This window comes from Plantactinospora soyae, from assembly GCF_014874095.1.
In the GTDB taxonomy this organism is placed as follows: Bacteria; Actinomycetota; Actinomycetes; order Mycobacteriales; family Micromonosporaceae; genus Plantactinospora; species Plantactinospora soyae.
In genome coordinates, this window is record NZ_JADBEB010000001.1 from 870260 (window position 1) to 889904 (window position 19645).

19 protein-coding genes are annotated in these 19645 nt (G+C 71.3%); 3 read left to right on the forward strand and 16 right to left on the reverse strand.

From position 1 onward, the window contains the following. Positions 1-85 precede the first annotated feature (85 nt). Positions 86-1210: a glycosyltransferase family 2 protein gene (locus H4W31_RS03770; protein ID WP_225945378.1), complete on the forward strand. Its 1125-nt coding sequence runs from the start codon at positions 86-88 to the stop codon at positions 1208-1210. Next, on the forward strand, positions 1207-2937 hold the full coding sequence (locus H4W31_RS03775) for an ArnT family glycosyltransferase (RefSeq protein ID WP_192765374.1): 1731 nt from the start codon (positions 1207-1209) through the stop codon (positions 2935-2937). Before H4W31_RS03770 ends, H4W31_RS03775 begins: the two co-directional genes overlap by 4 nt. A 78-nt stretch (positions 2938-3015) precedes the next feature. Here the strand turns inward: H4W31_RS03775 and H4W31_RS03780 are convergent, their stop codons facing one another. The 4 genes from H4W31_RS03780 to H4W31_RS03795 all read right to left on the reverse strand — a co-directional run bounded on the left by H4W31_RS03780 (position 3016) and on the right by H4W31_RS03795 (position 8029). Beyond that, positions 3016-4302, reverse strand: coding sequence for a glycosyltransferase (locus H4W31_RS03780; protein WP_318783007.1), 1287 nt, complete (start codon positions 4300-4302; stop codon positions 3016-3018). Positions 4303-4347: 45 nt separating this feature from the next. Further along, positions 4348-5532 (reverse strand): lysylphosphatidylglycerol synthase domain-containing protein, encoded by a 1185-nt coding sequence (locus tag H4W31_RS03785; RefSeq protein WP_192765375.1) that lies wholly within the window; start codon positions 5530-5532, stop codon positions 4348-4350. 96 nt (positions 5533-5628) lie between these two features. Continuing rightward, a complete protein-coding gene (locus tag H4W31_RS03790) occupies positions 5629-7308 on the reverse strand; it encodes an ABC-F family ATP-binding cassette domain-containing protein (RefSeq protein WP_192765376.1) in 1680 nt (559 codons plus the stop codon). A gap of 115 nt (positions 7309-7423) precedes the next feature. Beyond that, the gene (locus tag H4W31_RS03795) at positions 7424-8029 is read right to left on the reverse strand and encodes a class I SAM-dependent methyltransferase (protein ID WP_192765377.1); all 606 of its coding nucleotides are present in this window, start codon (positions 8027-8029) and stop codon (positions 7424-7426) included. Between the two features lie 1991 nt (positions 8030-10020). On the opposite strand from H4W31_RS03795, the gene H4W31_RS03800 reads away from it, so the two are divergent. After that, positions 10021-10797, forward strand: coding sequence for a hypothetical protein (locus tag H4W31_RS03800; protein WP_192765378.1), 777 nt, complete (start codon positions 10021-10023; stop codon positions 10795-10797). Positions 10798-10833: 36 nt separating this feature from the next. On the opposite strand, the gene truA is transcribed toward H4W31_RS03800, so the two are convergent. The 12 genes from truA to secY form a co-directional block, all read right to left on the reverse strand. Further along, positions 10834-11694 (reverse strand): tRNA pseudouridine(38-40) synthase TruA, encoded by an 861-nt coding sequence (truA, locus tag H4W31_RS03805; RefSeq protein ID WP_318783008.1) that lies wholly within the window; start codon positions 11692-11694, stop codon positions 10834-10836. Positions 11695-11780: 86 nt separating this feature from the next. Further along, positions 11781-12341: a 50S ribosomal protein L17 gene (rplQ, locus tag H4W31_RS03810; RefSeq protein WP_192765379.1), complete on the reverse strand. Its 561-nt coding sequence runs from the start codon at positions 12339-12341 to the stop codon at positions 11781-11783. A 68-nt stretch (positions 12342-12409) separates the two neighbouring features. Continuing rightward, a complete protein-coding gene (locus tag H4W31_RS03815) occupies positions 12410-13432 on the reverse strand; it encodes a DNA-directed RNA polymerase subunit alpha (protein WP_192765380.1) in 1023 nt (340 codons plus the stop codon). Between the two features lie 118 nt (positions 13433-13550). Further along, positions 13551-14177: a 30S ribosomal protein S4 gene (gene rpsD, locus H4W31_RS03820; protein ID WP_192765381.1), complete on the reverse strand. Its 627-nt coding sequence runs from the start codon at positions 14175-14177 to the stop codon at positions 13551-13553. A gap of 16 nt (positions 14178-14193) precedes the next feature. Continuing rightward, positions 14194-14601, reverse strand: coding sequence for a 30S ribosomal protein S11 (gene rpsK / locus H4W31_RS03825; RefSeq protein ID WP_030329919.1), 408 nt, complete (start codon positions 14599-14601; stop codon positions 14194-14196). Between the two features lie 21 nt (positions 14602-14622). Further along, positions 14623-15003, reverse strand: coding sequence for a 30S ribosomal protein S13 (gene rpsM / locus H4W31_RS03830; RefSeq protein WP_192765382.1), 381 nt, complete (start codon positions 15001-15003; stop codon positions 14623-14625). A 226-nt stretch (positions 15004-15229) separates the two neighbouring features. Further along, entirely contained in the window at positions 15230-15343 is a 114-nt protein-coding gene (gene rpmJ, locus H4W31_RS03835; RefSeq protein WP_012184307.1) for a 50S ribosomal protein L36, read from the reverse strand. Positions 15344-15473: 130 nt separating this feature from the next. Next, the gene (infA, locus tag H4W31_RS03840; protein WP_007073013.1) at positions 15474-15695 is read right to left on the reverse strand and encodes a translation initiation factor IF-1; all 222 of its coding nucleotides are present in this window, start codon (positions 15693-15695) and stop codon (positions 15474-15476) included. Positions 15696-15909: 214 nt separating this feature from the next. Further along, entirely contained in the window at positions 15910-16473 is a 564-nt protein-coding gene (locus H4W31_RS03845; RefSeq protein WP_225945380.1) for a DUF1707 SHOCT-like domain-containing protein, read from the reverse strand. Positions 16474-16584: 111 nt separating this feature from the next. After that, on the reverse strand, positions 16585-17439 hold the full coding sequence (gene map, locus H4W31_RS03850; protein ID WP_192765383.1) for a type I methionyl aminopeptidase: 855 nt from the start codon (positions 17437-17439) through the stop codon (positions 16585-16587). A gap of 10 nt (positions 17440-17449) precedes the next feature. Then, positions 17450-18103 (reverse strand): adenylate kinase, encoded by a 654-nt coding sequence (locus H4W31_RS03855; RefSeq protein ID WP_192765384.1) that lies wholly within the window; start codon positions 18101-18103, stop codon positions 17450-17452. After that, complete coding sequence (gene secY / locus H4W31_RS03860; protein WP_192765385.1) at positions 18104-19435, reverse strand: preprotein translocase subunit SecY; 1332 nt, start codon at positions 19433-19435, stop codon at positions 18104-18106. Positions 19436-19645 lie beyond the last annotated feature (210 nt).

Here is a 19645-nt window from a genome sequence, read left to right on the forward strand (position 1 = left end):
ACCCTATGCCGCCCGGCGCCGGGTCGGTGTTCCGCCGCCGTCCATCCCGGCAGGGACGGCGGAAAGCAATTCACAAAACTGTTTCATGACCGCCGAAATCGCCGACGACGGCGCGTCGCGTGCGAACTCGGGAAACTGCTATATCGTGGGCACGAATCCGGCGACCACTGCGATAAACATACCGTTCCTGGTCGTCGCGCGACTGTCGGAGGCGTGGGTTCACATGACGGTGAACGGCCGATTCGACCGCCCCGGCGCGGAGACGTCGATCGTCCCCGCCCAGGTCAGCAGGGACCACAACACGCCGGTCGAGGTGACCGTGGTGCTGCCCTGTTTCAACGAGCAGGCACACGTACTCACCGAGATCGAGCGCATCACCACGGCGATGGACCGCAGTGGACTGCGTTACGAACTACTGGCGATCGACGACGCCTCCACCGACGACACCCTGACCGTCCTGCGCGAGGCCGCCAGCCGTTTCTCACATTTGCGGGTAATGGCGTTCCGCCGTAACGGCGGTTCGGGTACGGCCCGTCGGATCGGTACGGAACAGGCGCGCGGCGACATCGTCGTCTGGACCGACGCGGACATGACCTACCCGAACGAGCGCATTCCGGAATTCGTCCGGCTGCTGCTCCGGGACCCGCAGATCGACCAGGTCGTCGGGGCGCGGACCAGCGAACAGGGGTCACACAAGGTGCTCCGGATACCGGCGAAGTGGCTCATCCGCAAGATCGCCGAGCGGCTGGTCGGCACCCGCATTCCGGACCTCAATTCCGGGCTCCGGGCATTTCGCCGTCACGTCTCCCTGCCCTACCTCCGGCTGCTGCCGCCCGGCTTCTCCTGCGTCACCACCATCACGATGGCGTTCCTGCACAACCAGCACGAGGTGCACTACCTGCCGATCGCCTACGCCCGGCGGTCGGGATCGTCGAAGTTCCACTTCGTACGCGACGCGTACCGCTACATCCTCCAGGTACTGCGAATGGTGATGTACTTCAATCCACTCAAGGTCCTCATGCCACCGTCGCTCCTTCTGCTGACCGTCGGATCGGGAAAGGTGGCCTACGACCTGATCGCACATCCGGTCCGGATAGCCACCAATACCGTGCTGCTGCTCTGCGCCGGCCTGATCATCGGGGCGGTCGCCATGCTCGCCGATCTGATCGTGCGCTCCAGAATCGAGTGGTCACCCGGAAATCGCCCGTGAGCGGAGCGATGTCCACGGTCGCCGAGCTTTTCCGGATGTGGGGCATGGTCGACCGGGTACGGGACACCGCCGGCCGGCAACGGGGGATCGACGGGGCCACCACCGCCGACGCCGGGCCGACCGGGGCCACCGGCCCCACCGCGCCCACCAGCACGGCCACCGTGCCGTACCCGGGACGACGGGTCGAGCGCCGGGGCTGGTGGATGGTCGGCGCGCTCACCGCCACGGTCGCGATGACCTGGATACCGTGGCTCAACGCACCGTTCGGCGACAACCACCTGGGCCGGATCATCGGCCGGTACGCCCTGCATCTGCGGAACCTCCAGCAGCAGGGTCTGCTCGGTTCGCAGTTCGGGGCCGACTGGCAGCCGTACGCCTCGGCGCCGTACGCCCACCATCCGCCGCTGCTCAACCTCCTCACCGCGCTCACCGGTCTGCTGCCCGGCGACGGCGAGTACCAGGTGTGGCTGCCGGCGTACCTGCTGGCGCTGCTGATCATCCCGGCCGGGGCCGCGTTGCTGCGCGGGTTCGGCATCCGCTGGTCCGCGACCCTGCTCGCCCTCGGGCTGATGGTGGCCACACCCTTCTACTGGGTCTACAGCCCACTGATGTTCGACCTCGGCCTCATCCTGGCGCTCTCCGCCATCGTCGTCCGGCTGCGTGCCCGACCCGACCCGTCGCCGGGACTCGTCGCCGCCGCCTGCGCCACCGCCCTGCTGAGCACACTGGTCTCCTGGCCCGGCATGGTGTCCGCCGCCGTCCTGGGGCTCTGGCTCTTCGCGGCCCGGCGGATCGACCGGGTGACGGTGCTGGTCGGGGCGAGCATGCTGGCCGGGCTGGTGCTCAGCCTCGCCTTCGTGGTGGGGGTGACCGGGTTGACCCTGCTCGGCGGTCAGGCCGAGCTGCGCAGCACGGGTGGCAGCCACACCGTATGGCGGTTCCTGCGCCGGCAGGCGTACTTCGCGTCCAGCCTGCTGCCGGTCTGGTATCTCGGGGCACTCCCGCTGGCCATGGTCGCCGGACTACTGGACCGGCGGAGCCGTGGCTACCTGGCGATGGCGACCGGGTTCACCGTGCTCTGGGTGGTGGGACTGAACAACGGCGCCTACATGCATTCGTACTGGTCCTATCCGGGCCTGGTGGTCGGGCTGGTCGGGATGGGGGTACTCCTCGACCGGGTCGCCGGCCGTCTGTCCGGCCGGCCCGGCGAGGCACCCGCCGCGCCGATCCCGCCGGTGACCGGGAATGGGCCCCGGGCGGCACTTCGGCGGGCGCCCCGGACCGTGGCCCGGACGACGAGCCGGCTCGCGGCCCGACGCCCGGCCCGGGTGGCGGTGACCGTGCTGATCGGAGCCGCGCTCGGGACGTACCTCGGCACCCTGGTCCTCGGTCCGGTCGGGCAGCGACTGCTGGCCGAGCCGGCCCGGGCCGGCCGGTTGGTCGCCGCACATCCGCCGTCGGTCGGCCAGCGGTACGCCTGGGTGGCCGGGCCGGCCATCACCAGTCCACGCTGGCTCGCCTACTACTGGCAGCTGACGCCCCAGATGCTCACCCCCGAGATCCTCCGCAGCGACCCGGTTCCCGGGGCCGGCGACCTGGTGCTGGTGAACCTGGAACGGCCGCCCGACTGGCTGTCCGGGTCGATCGAGGCCGGCGTGGTGGCCCGGGACGGCCCGTACGCACTGGTCCCGGTCGCCACCGTCCGGAACGCTCTCACCCCGTCCTGACCCCGCGTCGTCGTCCTGAATCAGCCCCACCGGAGCGGTCCGGCCCGCTCCGGCAGTTCCACCGCACCGACTACGACATCAAGCGGGCCGAGACCGGCATCCGGCCTGGCCGGTTTCCGACACCGGACCTACGGCCTGCGGCGGCACCGTGGCCGAGACCCGGTGCCGGATCGGCTCGACGACGATGGCGGGCCAGAATCGCTCGACGGCCCGGCGCCGGGCGGCCCGCCGCAGCCGGGCGAGCCGATCCGGGTCGGCCGCCAGTTCCCGGAGCGCGTCGGCGAGCGCGGCGGCGTCTCCGGGCGGCACGAACAGCGCGGCGTCGCCGAGCGCGTTGCGCTGCGGGGCGGTGTCGGAGGTGACGATGGCGCAGCCGGCCGCCGCCCCCTGGTACACCTTGGTCGGCACCACCTGACGGGCCTTCTCGGTCTCGCCGAAGATGCCGAGCGAGACGTCGTGCCGGGCGACGAGCGCGGGAAGTCCGTTGGCCGGCACCCAGTCGTACCAGGTCACCGCCGGATTGCCGGCGGCGAGCCGGCGGCAGTCCGAATAGTCCTGGCCGGTGCCGACCACGGTCACCTCGATCGTCCGCTCCGTCGCGAGTTCGGCCAGGGCAGCGCCCAGGGTCCGGGTGCCGTGCAGCGGGGTGAAGAGTCCGACGAAGACGACCCGCAGGCGCGGGCGGGCGGTGCTGCCGCCCGGGGTCCCGGGGCCGGTGGACGGGGCGGGGGAATCGGCGCCACCGGCGGCGCCGGGCCAACGACACCGGGCGGTACGGGCACCGGCGGCGAACCATTCGACGCCGGCACCGACGGGTACCACCACCGCCCGGTCCCGGTCCGGCGCCGGAAGTCCGGCCAGGTGCTCGGCCGTGTCCACCAGGACGGTGTCGGCCTGCCGGAGCGCCCCGGTGTCGATCGCCCGGAGCAACCGGCCCCGGAGGCCGCCGTCGGCGGCGAGCCGCCGGTCCCGAGCCGTGCCGGCGGCGGAGACGAGATGGTCGAGCACGATCGGGGTGTCCCGGAACAGTCGCCGGGCCAGGTGGACGTCGAAGTGCCCGAGGTAGCCGACCAGTACCGCGTCGACCGGACCCCGGATCCCGCCGTCGCCGGGGACCGGCTCGACCGCACCGCGCCGGTAGGGCCGGGTCCGCCGGACCAGCAGGGCCCAGCACCGGGCCAGTTGACCGACGAGTACGGGCAGCCGCCACGGTTGCCGGAGCATCGCGATCCGGCCGGCGGTGTCCAGCGGCAGCGGGACGTTCACCTCGTCCACCTCGTCGCCGGCCGCCCGGAGCCCCTCGACGAGTACGCCGACCCGGGGATGCCGCCGTACGTCGTAGCTCCCGAAGACCAGCCAACGCACGGCGAGCAGCGTAGCGCGGAGTACCCAGGGCAGCACGTTCCGTCGTCACTGCTGGCGCGTCGCCGACTCCGAGTTCTCCGCCCGGTCCACCGTCGACGCGACCGGCCCGCACGCCGGACCCACTCCGGCCGGATCTGACGCCGGACCCATCCCGGCCGGATCTGACGGCGGACCCATCCCGGCGACGGCCGGCGCCGGACCTCCTCCGGCCGAAGCCAGTGCCGGACCCGGCACGGTCGGTGGCTCAGCCGGGCGCGGAGTCGGCGGCGGCTTCGGAGTCGCCCCGGTGCCCGGCCGACGGCCGCTGCGGCGTCGGGCCCACTCGGCCGATACCGCCATTGCAGGCAGGACCAGGTCCACGGCGGTTAGCAGGAGTCGGGACACCACGGCGACGACCAGTGCCGCCGACGGGACCACGGTGGCACCGAGGAGCAGCGGCAGCGCCACCTCCCGGGGCCCCACCCCGGCCGGCGCCACCGCCAGCAGGAACCCGATGGACCAGGAGCCGGCGAAGGCGCCCACCGCGGGGACCAGCAGTTCCGGCCCGCCGGCACCGATATCCACCAGCAGCAGCCAGAGATGCATCCCGTACGCGAGCCAGGCCGCCAGCGACCAGCCGACGGCACCGGCGACGCCGCGCGGCGACAGTGCCCGGGGCATCGGCTCCCGCCGGGCCAGCCGCAGCAGCCGGCCCAGCATCCGGTTGAGCAGGGGCGGCCAGAGCAGCACCAGCACCACCGGCAGGACGGGCAGGGTCCACCGGAGACCGGCGAACGCACGCTCACCGAGCAGCGGCAGTGCGGCGGCGGTGAGCAGCAGCCCGGTTCCCAGGGAGATCAGCATGGTCAACAGCGCCGCCGCCGCCGAGGCGCGCCCCGGCACCTGGTACGCCCGGCCCAGCCGGGCCTGGACGAGAATCGGCCAGACCTTGCCGGGCAGGTACTTGGTCAACTGCCCGACGTAGAAGATCCGCGTCGCGGCGACGAGCGGCAGCGCGGCCCCGAAGTCCGTCAGGATCGCCCGCCAGGCCAGGAAGCCGAAGATCCCGCCCAGCCCGGCGGCCAGCCCGGCGAGCGCGAGCCCGGGCAGCGACAGTTCGTCGAGTACGCCCGGGACCTCGGACCAGCGTCGGGAGATCGACCAGCCGAGGAAGCCGAGCAACCCGACGGTCACCACGACCTGCGCGGCCCTGCGCCACCAACGCGACCTGCCGGCTGTGGGCGGGATCACAGCAGGGACGATACCGGGCCCGTCGCCTTACGCCCGGTGACCACGCGGTGCCGTCCCGTCAGCCGGCCGCTCCCCCGGCCGGAAACCGGGAACGACTCAGCCGACGTCCCAGACGGGTTCCGGCGTCTCGACCACGTCGCCGTCGCCCCGGAAAAGCAGGAAGCGGTCGAACGAACGCGTGAACCACCGGTCGTGGGTGACCGCCAGCACCGTCCCCTCGAAGGCCCGCAGGCCGGTCTCCAGGGCCTCGGCCGAGGCCAGGTCCAGGTTGTCGGTAGGTTCGTCGAGCAGCAGCAGGGTCGCCCCGGAAAGCTCCAGCAGGAGTACCAGGAACCGGGCCTGCTGACCGCCGGACAGCGTCCCGAACCGCTGGTCGCCCTGGCCGGCCAGCTCGTACCGGCTCAGCGAGGCCATCGCGGCGTGCCGGTCCATTCCGGTCCGGTGCTCGTCGCCCCGCCACAGCACCTCGACCAGCGTCCGGTCCATCAGTTCCGGCCGGTCATGGGTCTGCGAGAAGTGGCCGGGCCGGACCCGGGCCCCCAACCGGGCCACGCCACCATGCCGGACCGGAGCGAGCGTCGGACCACCGTCCACCGGCGAGTTGCCCGGATCGGGATCGGTGCCGCCCCGGGCGAGCAGCCGGAGGAAGTGCGACTTTCCCGTCCCGTTCGCGCCGAGTACGGCCACCCGGTCGCCGTACCAGACCTCCAGGTCGAACGGGAAGGTGAGGTCCTCCATCTCGACCTGCTCGCAGACGATGGCCCGCTTGCCGGTACGCCCACCGGTCAGCCGCATCCGGATGTCCTGGTCCTTCGGCGGTACGGGCGGCGGCCCGGCCTCCTCGAACTTGCGCAACCGGGTCTGCGCCGCCTGGTAACGGGAGGCCATGCCGCTGTTGTAGGCCGCCTTCTGCTTGTACATGAGCATCAGTTCGCGCAGCTTCTGGTGCTCCTCGTCCCACCGTCGGCGCTGCTCCTCCAGCCGATCGTGCCGACTGGACCGGGCCGCGTGCCAACTGTCGAAGCCGCCGGGATGCACCCAGGCCCCGCCACCCTCCACCGCGACCACCCGGTCCGCGGTCCGGGCCAGCAGCTCACGGTCGTGCGAGACGTACAGCACCGACTTCGACGACTCGCGCAGCCGCCCCTCCAGCCACCTCTTGCCCGGTACGTCGAGGAAGTTGTCCGGCTCGTCGAGCAGCAGCACCTCGTCGGCGCCCTGGAGCAGCAACTCCAGGGCGAACCGCTTCTGCTGCCCGCCGGAGAGGGTGCGTACCGGACGGGTCCGGCTGCGTTCCCAGGGCAGACTCAGCACGATCGTGGAGACGGTGTCGAAGAGCACCTCGGCGTCGTACCCGCCGGTCTCGCCCCACTCCGCCAGCGCCTCCGCGTACGCCAGTTGGGCCTTGCCGGCCGCGCTGCTGAACTTGCCGCGTACCTCGGCGGAGTGCAGTGCGACCTCGGCCGCCGCGAGCCGCTTCCCCGCCGCCCGCAGTGCCGGCGGCGACAGCGACAGTACGAGGTCGTGCAGCGTCGACTCGTCGCCGATCATGCCGATGAACTGCCGCATCACGCCCAGACCGCCGGACCGGGCGATGCCGCCGGTCTGGCTGGGCAGGTCCCCGGCCACCATCCGGAGCAGGGTGGTCTTGCCGGCGCCGTTCGGCCCGACGAGGGCGATCTTGGCGCCCTCGCCCACCCGGAAGGACACCTCGGAAAACAGCTGCCGGCCGTCCGGCAGGGTGTACCCGACTCCGGCGACGTCCACGTATCCCACGCAGGCATCCTGCCCGAACCGCCCCGCTCACCGACAGCGAGTTACTGACAGTGACTGGCGGACTCCGGCCGGTCGGACGTCGAGCGGGCCGCCCGGGTCGGCCCGCCGGGCGCCGTCACCGGCTGACCCGGAACACCCGGTAACCCTTCTGGCTGGCGTGCCGCTCGACCCGCCAGCCGTTCTCGACCAGCCAGCGCTGTAGCGAGTCGCCGCCGAGATGCCGGGCCACCACCAGCCACGCCACCCCGTCCGGGGCCAGCCTGGGGAGCCAGCGCCGCAGCATGCCGTGCAGTTCCTCCTTGCCGACCCGGATCGGCGGGTTCGACCAGAGTTGGGCGAAGGTGACGTCGTCCGGTACCGCGTCCGGCGCGTCGACCCGGACCCGGTCGGCGAGACCGAGCCGTTCGGCGTTCTCCACCGTGAGTTCGCGGGCCCGGGCGTTGACGTCGACCGCCCAGACCTGCGCCGCGGGCGCCCGGGTGGCGAGTACGCAGGCGATCGGCCCGTACCCGCAGCCCAGGTCGAGCAGTGCGCCCGAGGTCTCCGGCCCGGGCAGTTCGGCCTTGCGCAGAAGTACGGCGGTGCCCGCGTCGAGCCGGTCGGCGGAGAAGACCCCGGTCGACGAGGTCAGCGCGTAGTCGTGCCCCTCGACGGAGAACGTCACGTCGCGCCGCTGGGCGCCGACTGCGGGATCGATGCTGAAATAGTGGTCGCCGGTCACGCCACGCATTCTCGCCTACCGCGCCCACCGCCTCGACCGGTGGTCAGGCCACCGGCTTCGCCTGCTTGCGCGCCATATGCCCGCTCGTTCACCAACCGTGATTCATCCGCGGAAGCCGGCTCTCATTTATTTCCGTTACCCTGTGCGACATGGTTTACGGGCGCGGATCTGGGCCGGGCGGCGAACCGCCACGGTCGCGACGAGATCGCGCCGATCAGCCTTCGGTCGACCCGGACGAGGCGGCCGGTCCGCCGGCCGGGCGGGCCGGCCGGCGCCGTTCCGATCCCGAGCGGCCGGACGGGCCGCCGGCGGTCCCGCCATTCGATCCGTCCATCTCGGACCGACGTCCGCCCGGCGCCGGGTACGGTCGCCCGGCCGCCGGCCCCGTCGGCCCGGCCGACGGCCCGGGCCGGTCGCGGCGGTCGCGGCACGGCGCACCGGAACCCGAGGTCCCCGGCCCGGTCGACGGCTACCCGCCGCTCGGCAGGCCGGGCCGGCCACCACGTCCGGCCGACAGTGGACGCCACCTGGCCACTCCGGCGGACCGCCCCGAGGCTCCGGGACGGCCCGCTCCGGGCGGCAGGTCGATGCCCCCCGGTCGACCCGTACCCGGCGGCAGGCCCGCCCCCGACGACCGGCCCGCCCACGGGGGTAGGCCCGGTGCCACCGGCCGGCCCGTTCCGGGCGGCAGGCCGGCTCCCGGCGGTGGGCCGCCCCCCGGCGCCAGGCCGGCGGGCCCGGGCGGCAGACCGATCCCCGGTGACCGGGCGATCCCGGGCGCCAGACCGGCTCCCGCCGACCGGGCGGCACCGGCCGGTACGCGTCCGTACTCCGATGGCCGGTCGGCGCCGATCGGCGAGCCGCCCCCCACCGGTGGGCCGAGGCCGCCGACGCGTACCCCTACGGCGGGTTCGCTTCCGCCCCGGACCGTCGAGCCTCGGGATCGTGCCCCGGGCGGCGGCCGGCGTCGCGCCCAGCCCGATCCGGCGGAACCGGACGGGCCGTTCCGCCCCGGCCCCGAAGAACCGTGGGCGCCCGGCCGTCGGTCGACGCCGGCACCACGGCAGCGCCGGGCCCCCTCGGCCGACCAGGATCCGCCCCGCCCGGTCCTGCCCGAGTCGGTCCCGCCGCCGGCCGGACGCCGGCCGGTCGGCCGGACCGGCCCGACATCAGGCGCCGGACCCGCGGAACGCCGCGACGACCGGGGACTACCGCCGCGGGCACCGATGGGAAGGACCGCACCACCTCCGCCGGGTTCCGACCCGTCCTCCGGGCGGCGACCGGGTGGACCGGTCCTACCCGACTCCCCGGCCAGCCGAGCCGGCACCCGGGGTTCCGCCGGAGCGCTCCGGCCGGGTCCGGACTCCGGGCCGGCCCGGGGCCCGGTGCCGTCCCCGCGAACCCGACCGGTCGGTCCCGGGCCCGAGGGCGGTCCCCGACCCGTCGACGAGCGGGGCAGATCCGGGCGTACCGGTGCCGCACCGCCCGAGCGCCCACCCGGATCACCGGTCGGACCGCGCTCCGGACCACCCGGCGCCGCACCACTGGACCGGGCACCCGGATCACCGGTCGGACCGCGCTCCGGACCACCCGGCGCCGCACCACTGGACCGGGCACCCGGATCACCCGTCGGACCGCGCTCCGGACCACCCAACGCCGCCCGCTCCGGACCACCCGGCGGTACCCGGTCCGGGCCGCCGCCCAGCCCCCGCTCGGGACCGCCCGGCGCTCCGCCGCTGGACCGGGCAGCGGGATCACCGGTCGGACCGCGCTCCGGACCACCCAACGCCGCCCGCTCCGGACCACCCGGTGGCGCCCGGCCCGGGTCGGCGCCGGGCGGACGCTCCGCGCCACCGGCCGCACCACGGTCGCAGCCCCCGGCCCGCCCTGGAGGCCCGGATCGCGCGCCCGCGCCGGCAGCGACGCCCGCGCCGGCCGCCAAGACGGCCACCACGCCGACCAAACCGGCCGAGGCACCCTCGACCGCACTCGTGCCGGTCGGCGGCGCCAGAGGGGCGCTACGGACCTCCAAACGGACCTGGCAGTGGGTCGTCGGCTCGCTCGGCGTACTGGTGCTGCTCGGAATCTGCGGACTGAGTTCCTACTTCTTCGTCAACGACGAGCCGTACGGCCGGGACGCCCGTACCGCCGACAGCACGCCCCCGCCGGGCGCCCTGAACCGGGACATCAGCTCTCGGGCCGCCGATCCGACACCGCTCACCGTCAAAGAGGTGTTCCCCGGCAAGGAAATCGTGATCGCCGCCGAGGAGTCGAAGTACGAGCTGCTCAAGACGCAGGCGTCGGAGGACTGCGAACTGGTCGCCGACGGCGAGCTCGGCGCCCTCCTGGTCGATCTCGGTTGCAGCCAGTTCGTCCGAGGCACCGTGCGCTCACCCACCGGCGCCTACGTGGCGACGGCCGGCATCGTCAACCTGACGGACGCGGCCGGGGCGACGTCGGCACGCGAGAAGATCCAGCCGATCGTGACCGGTGAGAAGGGACGTTTCCTGGGCCTGGCCGCCGGTCGGGGCACCGAGGCCGTCGCCCGGGAGTCGGCCCAGGCCGGCTGGCACGAGCGCGGACACTTCCTGATCTACTGTGTCGTGGCGAAGACCAACGGCACGACCATCGGCGAGGAGGACGTCTTCGCCCGGCAGGTCCTCACCGACATGATCGAGGCCTACCTGCGGGGCAAGGTCCTGGAGCAGCGCGCCACCGCCGCGGTCGACCCGTCCGGGTCGGCCGGCCCCGACCAGCCCCCGAACTAGGAACGGCTCCGGCAGCGGCGGCGGACCCGCGTCGGGTCAGGACGACGCCGGCAGGCGCAGTCGACGGGTCTGCACCGCCCGGCTCGCGTACTCGACCGGGTTCTCGGGGTAGCCGACCGCGACCAGGGCGAGCCCGTGCGGCGGCGCCACGGTCACCTCGCTGGCCCGCTCCCGACGCCCGAGCAGGCCACCCGGCCAGTCGACCGGACGCCGCCCGTCACCGGCCACCAGCATCGCCCCGACCAAGCTCCGCACCATCGACTGGCAGAACGCGTCGGCCTGCACGGTGGCGACCAGTACGCCGTCCGGGTCCCGCCGCCAGTCCAGCCGGGTCAGTGCGCGCACCGTCGTCGCGTGCTCCTTGCGCCGGCAGTACGCCGCGAAGTCGTGCTCGCCGACCAGTCCCGCCGCCGCGTGGTTCAACGCCCCCAGATCCAGCGGGCGGGGCCAGGCGAGCACCTCGTGCCGGCGCAGCGGCTCGGCGCCGTACGGCGCGTCGGTGACCCGGTACTCGTACCGTCGGAAGGTCGCGGAGAACCGTGCGTCGAACTCGGCCGGCACCTCGGTGACGGCGCGTACCCGGACATCGGGCGGCAGCACTCCGGCGAGCCTGCGCAGCAGCGTTCCCGACCACCGCCGCCAGAGGGCGGACGGCAGGTCGACGTGACAGACCTGCCCGGTGGCGTGCACCCCGGCGTCCGTACGCCCCGCCACGGTCAACCCCGTCGCCCGACCCGCTCCGACGATCATCCCGAGCGCCTCGGTCAGCACTCCCGCGACGGTACGTCGACCGGGCTGGGCGGCCCAGCCGGAGAAGTCCGCGCCGGCGTAGGCGACGTCCAGCCGTACTCGGGTGTTCCCGTCCGCCTCGTCCTCGACCACCACCTGCTGCTCCACGACCACCTACTGCTCGACGAACGGGGCTGGGAAATGCCGTGGCCCGACACCCCACGAGGGATGCCGGGCCACGGGCGGCTCCGTACTCAGGACTTGCTGTTGTCAGCCTCGTCCGTGTCCTCGCGGGCCGCCGCGGTGTCCCCGGAGACCGACTCCGGTGCCTCGGCGTCCTGGTCGGCGCTGGACGAGGCACGCGGGGTCTCCTCGTCCGGGGCGAGCGCCTCGACCTTGTTCTGCTGTGCCGCCTTGCGCGCGGCGGTCTTCTTCGCCGGGGCCTCCGGCGCGACGACCAGTTCCTCGACCAGCTCGATGATCGCCATCGGCGCGTTGTCGCCCTTGCGCGGGACGGTCTTCACGATCCGGGTGTAGCCGCCGTTGCGGTTGGCGAACCGGGGCGCGATCTGGTCGAACAGGTTGAAGACAACGTCCTTGTCCTGTACGACGGTCAGCACCCGACGGCGGGCCGCCAGGTCGCCACGCTTGGCCTTGGTGATCAGCTGCTCCGCGAGCGGACGCAGCCGCTTGGCCTTCGTGTGGGTCGTGGTGATTCGGCCGTGCTGGAACAGCGCGGTGGCCAGGTTGGCCAGGATCAGCCGCTCGTGCGCGGGGCTACCGCCGAGGCGGGAGCCCTTGGTGGGCGTGGGCATTCTTGGTGCTCCTCAATAGTGGGTGGCCGGATCTCCAGTGGGTGGCCGGATCTCCGGCTAGCCCCGGACTAAAGCTGCTCGGTCTCGCGGTAGTCGTCGGTGTCGTAGTCCGCCTCGCTGAAGGAGTCCACGACGTGCGCCGGGTCGAAGTTGGGCGCCGAGTCCTTCAGGCCCAGCCCCATGCCCGCGAGCTTCATCTTGACCTCGTCGATCGACTTCTGACCGAAGTTCCGAATGTCGAGCAGATCGGCCTCGGTACGCCCGATGAGCTCGCCAACCGTGTTGATGCCCTCGCGCTTGAGGCAGTTGTACGACCGGACCGTCAGGTCGAGTTCCTCGATCGGCAGCGCCAGGTCGGCCGCGAGCTGCGCGTCCTGCGGCGACGGGCCGATGTCGATGCCCTCGGCGCTCTCGTCCAGCTCCCGGGCCAGCCCGAAGAGCTCGACCAGGGTGGAACCGGCGGAGGCGAGCGCGGTACGCGGCCCGATCGACGCCTTGGTCTCGACGTCGATGATCAGGCGGTCGAAGTCGGTACGCTGCTCGACCCGGGTCGCCTCGACCCGGTACGTCACCTTGAGCACCGGCGAGTAGATCGAGTCGACCGGGATGCGACCGATCTCGGCACCGGCCTGCTTGTTCTGCGCCGCGGTGACGTAGCCGCGACCCCGCTCGACGGTCAGCTCCATGTCGAGCCGGCCCTTGCCGTTCAGGGTGGCGAGCTTCAGGTCGGCGTTGTGCACCGAGACACCGGCCGGCGGCTGGATGTCACCGGCGGTGACGTCGCCGGGGCCCTGCTTGCGCAGGTACATGCTGACCGGCTCGTCATGGTCGGAGCTGACGCAGAGCTCCTTGACGTTCATGACGAGCTCGACCACGTCCTCCTTGACGCCCGGAATGGTGGTGAACTCGTGCAGGACGCCGTCGACCTTGATCGACGTGACGGCCGCACCCGGGATCGAGGAGAGCAGGGTACGCCGCAGAGAGTTGCCCAGGGTGTAACCGAAACCCGGCTCGAGCGGCTCGATGGTGAACCGGGACCGGGTCTCGCTGATCGACTCCTCGGTGAGGGTCGGCCGCTGGGTGATGAGCATGTTGTTTCCTTTTCGTTCGGGGCACCCGCTATTTGATGCCCAAACTGTTCGGCACCGGAGTGGTCGGCTCCGGCTGGGCGTACCCGGCCGGAACCGACCACCGGCGATGCCGGGACAACTACTTCGAGTAGAGCTCGACGATCAACTGCTCCTGGACCTGGGTGTCGATGACACCCCGGGCCGGCAGCGAGTGGACCAGCACCTTCATCTGGCTCGGGATCGCTTCCAGCCAGGCCGGAACACTCTTCGAGCCGGCCTCGGCCTGCGCCACGATGAACGGCGTCATCTCCTTGGACTTGGCCCGGACCTCGACGATGTCGTGCTCCTTGACCCGGTACGACGGGATGTCGACCTTGCGGCCGTTCACCGTCAGGTGACCGTGCTTGACGAGCTGCCGCGCGTGGTCACGCGACTTCGCCAGGCCGGACCGGTAGACGACGTTGTCGAGCCGCGACTCGAGGATCTGCAGGAGGATCTCGCCGGTCTTGCCCTTCTTGGCGACGGCCTCCTCGTAGTACCCGCGGAACTGCTTCTCCAGCACGCCGTACACCCGGCGGGCCTTCTGCTTCTCACGAAGCTGGAGCAGGTACTCGGTCTCCTTGGTACGCCCACGCCCGTGCTGTCCAGGCGGGAACGGCCGGGACTCGAACGGGCACTTCGGGCCATCGCACTTGCTGCCCTTGAGGAACAGCTTCATCTTCTCCCGACGGCAACGGCGGCAGTCGGGACCGGTGTAACGAGCCATCTCTGTCTACTACCTCTCAGACCCGACGACGCTTCGGCGGACGGCACCCGTTGTGCGGCTGCGGCGTGACGTCGGCGATCTGGCCGACCTCCAGACCGACGGCCTGCAGCGAACGGATGGCTGTCTCCCGGCCGGAGCCGGGACCCTTGACGAACACGTCGACCTTGCGCATGCCGTGCTCCATGGCCCGACGCGCGGCGGCCTCGGCGGCCAGCTGCGCGGCGAACGGAGTCGACTTGCGGGAACCCTTGAAGCCAACCTGGCCTGCGGAGGCCCAGGAGATGACCGCACCCGTCGGGTCCGTGATGGAGACGATGGTGTTGTTGAAGGTGCTCTTGATGTGCGCCTGCCCATGGGCGACGTTCTTGCGTTCCTTGCGCCGGACCTTCTTGACGGCGGCCCCGGCACGAGCCTTCGGTGGCATAAGTCTGTGCGCTCCTAGTTATTACTTCTTGCCGGGCTTCTTCTTGCCGGCGACGGTCCGCTTCGGGCCCTTCCGGGTCCGCGCGTTGGTACGGGTCCGCTGGCCACGGACAGGCAGTCCCCGGCGGTGCCGGATGCCTGCGTAGCAGCCGATCTCGACCTTGCGGCGGATGTCAGCGGCGACCTCGCGGCGCAGGTCGCCTTCTACCTTGTAGTTGGCCTCGATGTGGTTCCGGAGCTGGACCAGCTCCTCGTCCGTGAGGTCCTTGGCGCGCTTGTCCGGAGAGATACCGGTGGCGGCGAGCGTCTCGACCGCCCGGGTCCGTCCGACCCCGAAAATGTAGGTGAGCGCGATCTCCAGCCGCTTGTCGCGGGGAAGATCGACGCCAGCTAGCCGTGCCATGTGCGGGCGTACTCCTCATGTTTTCTCACGGAGGTGTGGACCCGCCCCACCCCGCCTGCCCTGAACCGACGGGCCCCGGCCTCCGACCGGGGGTCAGCCACGACTGCGGGTCACGCTAGGCGATCTTCGCTGCTCGCGGCTGGGACGAGCTTGTGTTGTTGTACGGATCTGCGACCCGGTTGTCCGACCACTCCGCCGGCCCACGTTCCCGGCCCGCGGTGACGGATCAGCCCTGGCGCTGCTTGTGGCGCGGGTCGGTGCAGATCACCATGACCCGGCCGTGCCGGCGGATTACCCGGCACTTGTTGCAGATCCGCTTGACGCTCGGCTTGACCTTCACGGTTGCCTTACTTTCCGATCTTTGCCCGGCAGCGCACTGACGCCGTCGAGTCTTGAGGACGGACACGGACACCCGGCCGCCATCAGGCGATTCGCGAAATCCCCGGACCGACGGGCCGGCCCGGCGATGTTCACTTGTAGCGGTAGACGATGCGCCCTCGGGTCAGGTCGTACGGTGACAGTTCAACGACGACCCGGTCCTCGGGCAGGATGCGGATGTAGTGCTGCCGCATCTTGCCACTGATGTGAGCCAGCACCTTGTGACCATTGGCGAGCTCCACCCGGAACATGGCGTTCGGGAGTGGCTCGATCACCCGGCCCTCGATCTCGATGGCTCCGTCTTTTTTCGGCATGTCCTCCGCTGTCCTGACGTCGGTTACTCCGGACGGCCCACAACGCCTTTCCCGGGTGGAGTGCACCCGAGCCAGCCGCGGCTCCGGTCCCACCGAAGCGCGGGTGGGCATGCCGGAGTGGACGCTGTGCGCCGATCAGCCAGTGTACGCGCGCCCGCACGTCAACGCCAACCCGGGGACGTACGGGTCGGTTGATCGGACGAACGCGACTATATCAGGCGGGTTCGCCCTCTTCGTCCTGCTCAAGGCGCCGACGGTTCCGCTTCTCCACCTTGGCTCGCCGTTTCGCCGCCCGCCTCGCGGCCCAGCGCTGCGGCTCCCCGGTCGCCAGCCCGCGCACCGTGTTCAGCAGCAGCACGGCCCCCCACGGTCCGCCCACCCAGACCGGCCAGAAGTAGAGCCACTCGGTGGAGACCAGCGAGGTGACCGCCCAGATCGTCACCACGATCGTCACGACCCCGAAGTAGCCGTTCCAGGTCTCGGCCAGCCAGCTCCGCGTCGCGCCCGGGTAGCGGCCGTCCGGACCCGGCGTCAGGCCCCGTCCGCCGTCCTCGCCGACCGGCACCATCTGAGCCTCGCCGACCGGTACCGTCCCCGGCAGGTCATCGAGCAGCCCGCCGCCGTTGAGATCCCCGTACGTCTTCGCGGCGTACACCCGCTGCAGGCGCTCCTCGTACTCGGCCAGGTCGAGCCGGCCCTCGTTCAACGCCCGGAGCAACTGCTCGGCCACGGCCGTCCGGTCCGAGTCCGCAGCGCGCATCTGGTCCCGCCCGTCCATGACTACGAGCATGCCACCACCGGTCGAGCGGCGGCGAAGCCGTCGGCCCACCCACCGGTGAGCCACGCCTGGCGGAGCGGCCCGCTGGCCGACCGGATCGGCCGCGACGCCCTAGCCGGCCGAGGAGGACTTCGCGGGCTCTCTGGCGGTCACCAGGTCACCGAGCCGGGCCCGACCACCGTCCGGGGCGGTCAGCACCCAGACGCCGTCGTCCAGCAGCGCCATCGAGTGCTCGACGTGGGCCGCGATCGACCCGTCCCGGGTGATCACCGTCCAGCCGTCGTCGAGTTCCACCGTCCGGGGCGAGCCCATGGTCACCATCGGCTCGATCGCCAGCGCCAGCCCCGGCACCAGGCGCGGACCACGGCCCGGTCGCCCGTGGTTGAGCACGTGCGGATCCTGATGCATCTCGGTGCCGATGCCGTGCCCGCCGTACCCCTCCACGATGCCGTACCGGCCGGCGGCCCGGACCGCGCGCTCCACCGCGTACGAGATGTCGGTCAGCCTGCCCCGTCCGCTGAGCATGCCGCGCGCCGCGGCGCCGATCCCGGCCCACATCGCGTCCTCGGCCACCGTCGCCATCCGGAGCAGTTCCGGCCGCACCTCGCCGACGGCGACCGTGATCGCGGCGTCGCCGTGCCAGCCGTCCAGCACCGCTCCGCAGTCGATCGAGATCAGGTCGCCGTCGCGGAGCACCTGGTCCCGGGCCGGGATCGCGTGCACGACCTGCTCGTTGATTGACGAGCAGATCGACGCGGGGAAGCCGTGGTAGCCCTTGAAGGAGGGCACGGCTCCGGCCCCACGGATCACCGACTCGGCGATCTCGTCGAGGTCCCCGGTGGAGACGCCCGGCGCCACGGCCGCGCGCATCCGGTCCAGGGCCGCCGCGACGACGAGCCCGGCGGCCCGCATCAGGTCGATCTGCTCCGGGGTCTTCAGCTGGATGTCCAGCTGGGAACGGCGCATGAAACCCAGCCTATCCGCCGTACGAGCGCAGGGCGTCGATAGCCCGGACGGTGACATCCTCCACCGGTCCGGTCGCGTCGATCCCGACGAGCTTGCCCTGCGCACCGTAGTAGTCGATCAGCGGCGCGGTCTTGTTCGCGTACTCCCGCAGCCGCTCGGCGATCGTCTCCGCCTTGTCGTCGTCCCGCTGGAACAGCTCCCCGCCACACCGGTCGCATACCCCCGGCTCGGAGGGTGCGTCGAACTCGATGTGCCAGACCTTCTCACAGCCCCGGCAGGTACGCCGACCGGAGAGCCGCCGGATGACCTCGTCGTCGTCGACCACCAGCTCCATGACCAGATCCAGGGCGGTGCCCAGATCGGCCAGCAGCTTGTCCAGGGCGGCCGCCTGCGGGGTCGTCCGAGGGAACCCGTCCAGCAGGAATCCCTCGGCCGCGTCCGCCCGGGCCAGTCGCTCCCGGACCATGTTGATGGTCACCTCGTCGGGCACCAGCTTGCCGGCGTCCATGTACCGCTTGGCCTCGACACCCAGGGGCGTGCCCTGGGTGACGTTCGCCCGGAAGATGTCCCCGGTCGAGATCTTGGGCACGGCGAGGTGGGCGGCGATGAACTCGGCCTGGGTCCCCTTGCCCGCCCCGGGGGGACCAACCAGAACGAGTCGCATCTAGCGCAGGAACCCTTCGTAGTTCCGCTGCATGAGCTGGCTCTCGATCTGCTTCACGGTCTCCAGACCGACGCCGACCATGATCAGCACAGCGGTACCACCGAACGGGAAGTTCTGGAACTGCTGGTTGTCCAGCCAGATGAAGAAGAAGTTCGGCAGGATCGAGATCAGACCCAGGTAGAGCGCGCCGGGAAGGGTGATCCGGCTCAGGATGAAGTCGAGGTAGTCGGCGGTGGGCTTGCCCGGCCGGATGCCTGGCACGAACCCGCCGTACTTCTTCATGTTGTCCGCGACCTCGGTCGGGTTGAACGTGATCGAGACGTAGAAGTACGTGAAGAAGATGATCAGCAGGAAGTAGACGCTGATGTACGTCGGGCTGTCCGGCTTCACCAGGTTGTCCTGGACCCAGATCTGCCAACCGTTCAGGTTGTTCTGGTCGAAGAACTGGAGCAGCAGCGTCGGCAGGTACAGCAGCGACGAGCCGAAGATGACCGGGATCACACCCGCCTGGTTGACCTTCAGCGGGATGTAGGTGGACGTCCCGCCGTACATCCGGCGGCCGATCATGCGCTTCGCGTACTGCACCGGGATCCGGCGCTGCGCCTGCTCGATGAAGACCACCGCGGTGATGACCACCAGAACCAGCACCAGTACCAGGGCGAACATGCCCCAGCCCTTGTTGTTCTTGATGGTCCAGCCCTCGCTGGGCAGTCGGGCCGCGATCGAGGTGAAGATCAGCACCGACATGCCGTTGCCGACGCCCCGGTCGGTGATCAGCTCACCGAGCCACATGACCATGCCGGTACCGGCGGTCATGGTGATCACCAGGACGCTCACGGTCAACCAACCCGGCAGGCCGTGGCCCTCGGGGATGATCGGGAACTCCTGGCACATGCCGTTGAAGAGCTGCCCGGACCGGGCCAGCGCCACGAACGCCGAGGCCTGCAGGACACCCAGGCCGAGCGTCAGGTACCGGGTGTACTGGGTGATCTTCGCCTGACCGGACTGACCCTCCTTGCGGAGCTGCTCCAGCCGCGGGATGACCACGGTGAGCAGCTGCAGGATGATCGACGCGGTGATGTAGGGCATGATGCCCAGCGCGAAGACCGACAGCGAGAGCAACGCCCCGCCGGAGAACAGGTTGAGCAGGTTGAAGACACCGTTGCCCTCGCCCGACTCCATGGTCTTGATGCACTGCTGGACGTTCCCGTACGAGACGCCGGGGCTGGGCAGTGTCGCGCCGAGCCGGTAGACCGCGATGATGGCTACTGTAAACAGCAGCTTCTTGCGCAGGTCAGGCGTGCGGAACGCACTGAGAAAGGCGGAGAGCAACTTCTTCCTCCTGCGCGAGGCGGGCCGCCGGTGGTTCGTGGCGGGACGGGGTGGCTGTCGGGCGATCGACCCGATACCCATGCTGGGATCGGACTCTAACAGTCCGGCGCGCTCTCGGGCAGATCCACCCGGAGAACATTCACCGCTTCCGATATTAACGGGGCGAATGGCCCCCTAGTAGACCGTGGCGCCCGCCAGTTGCCGAGAACT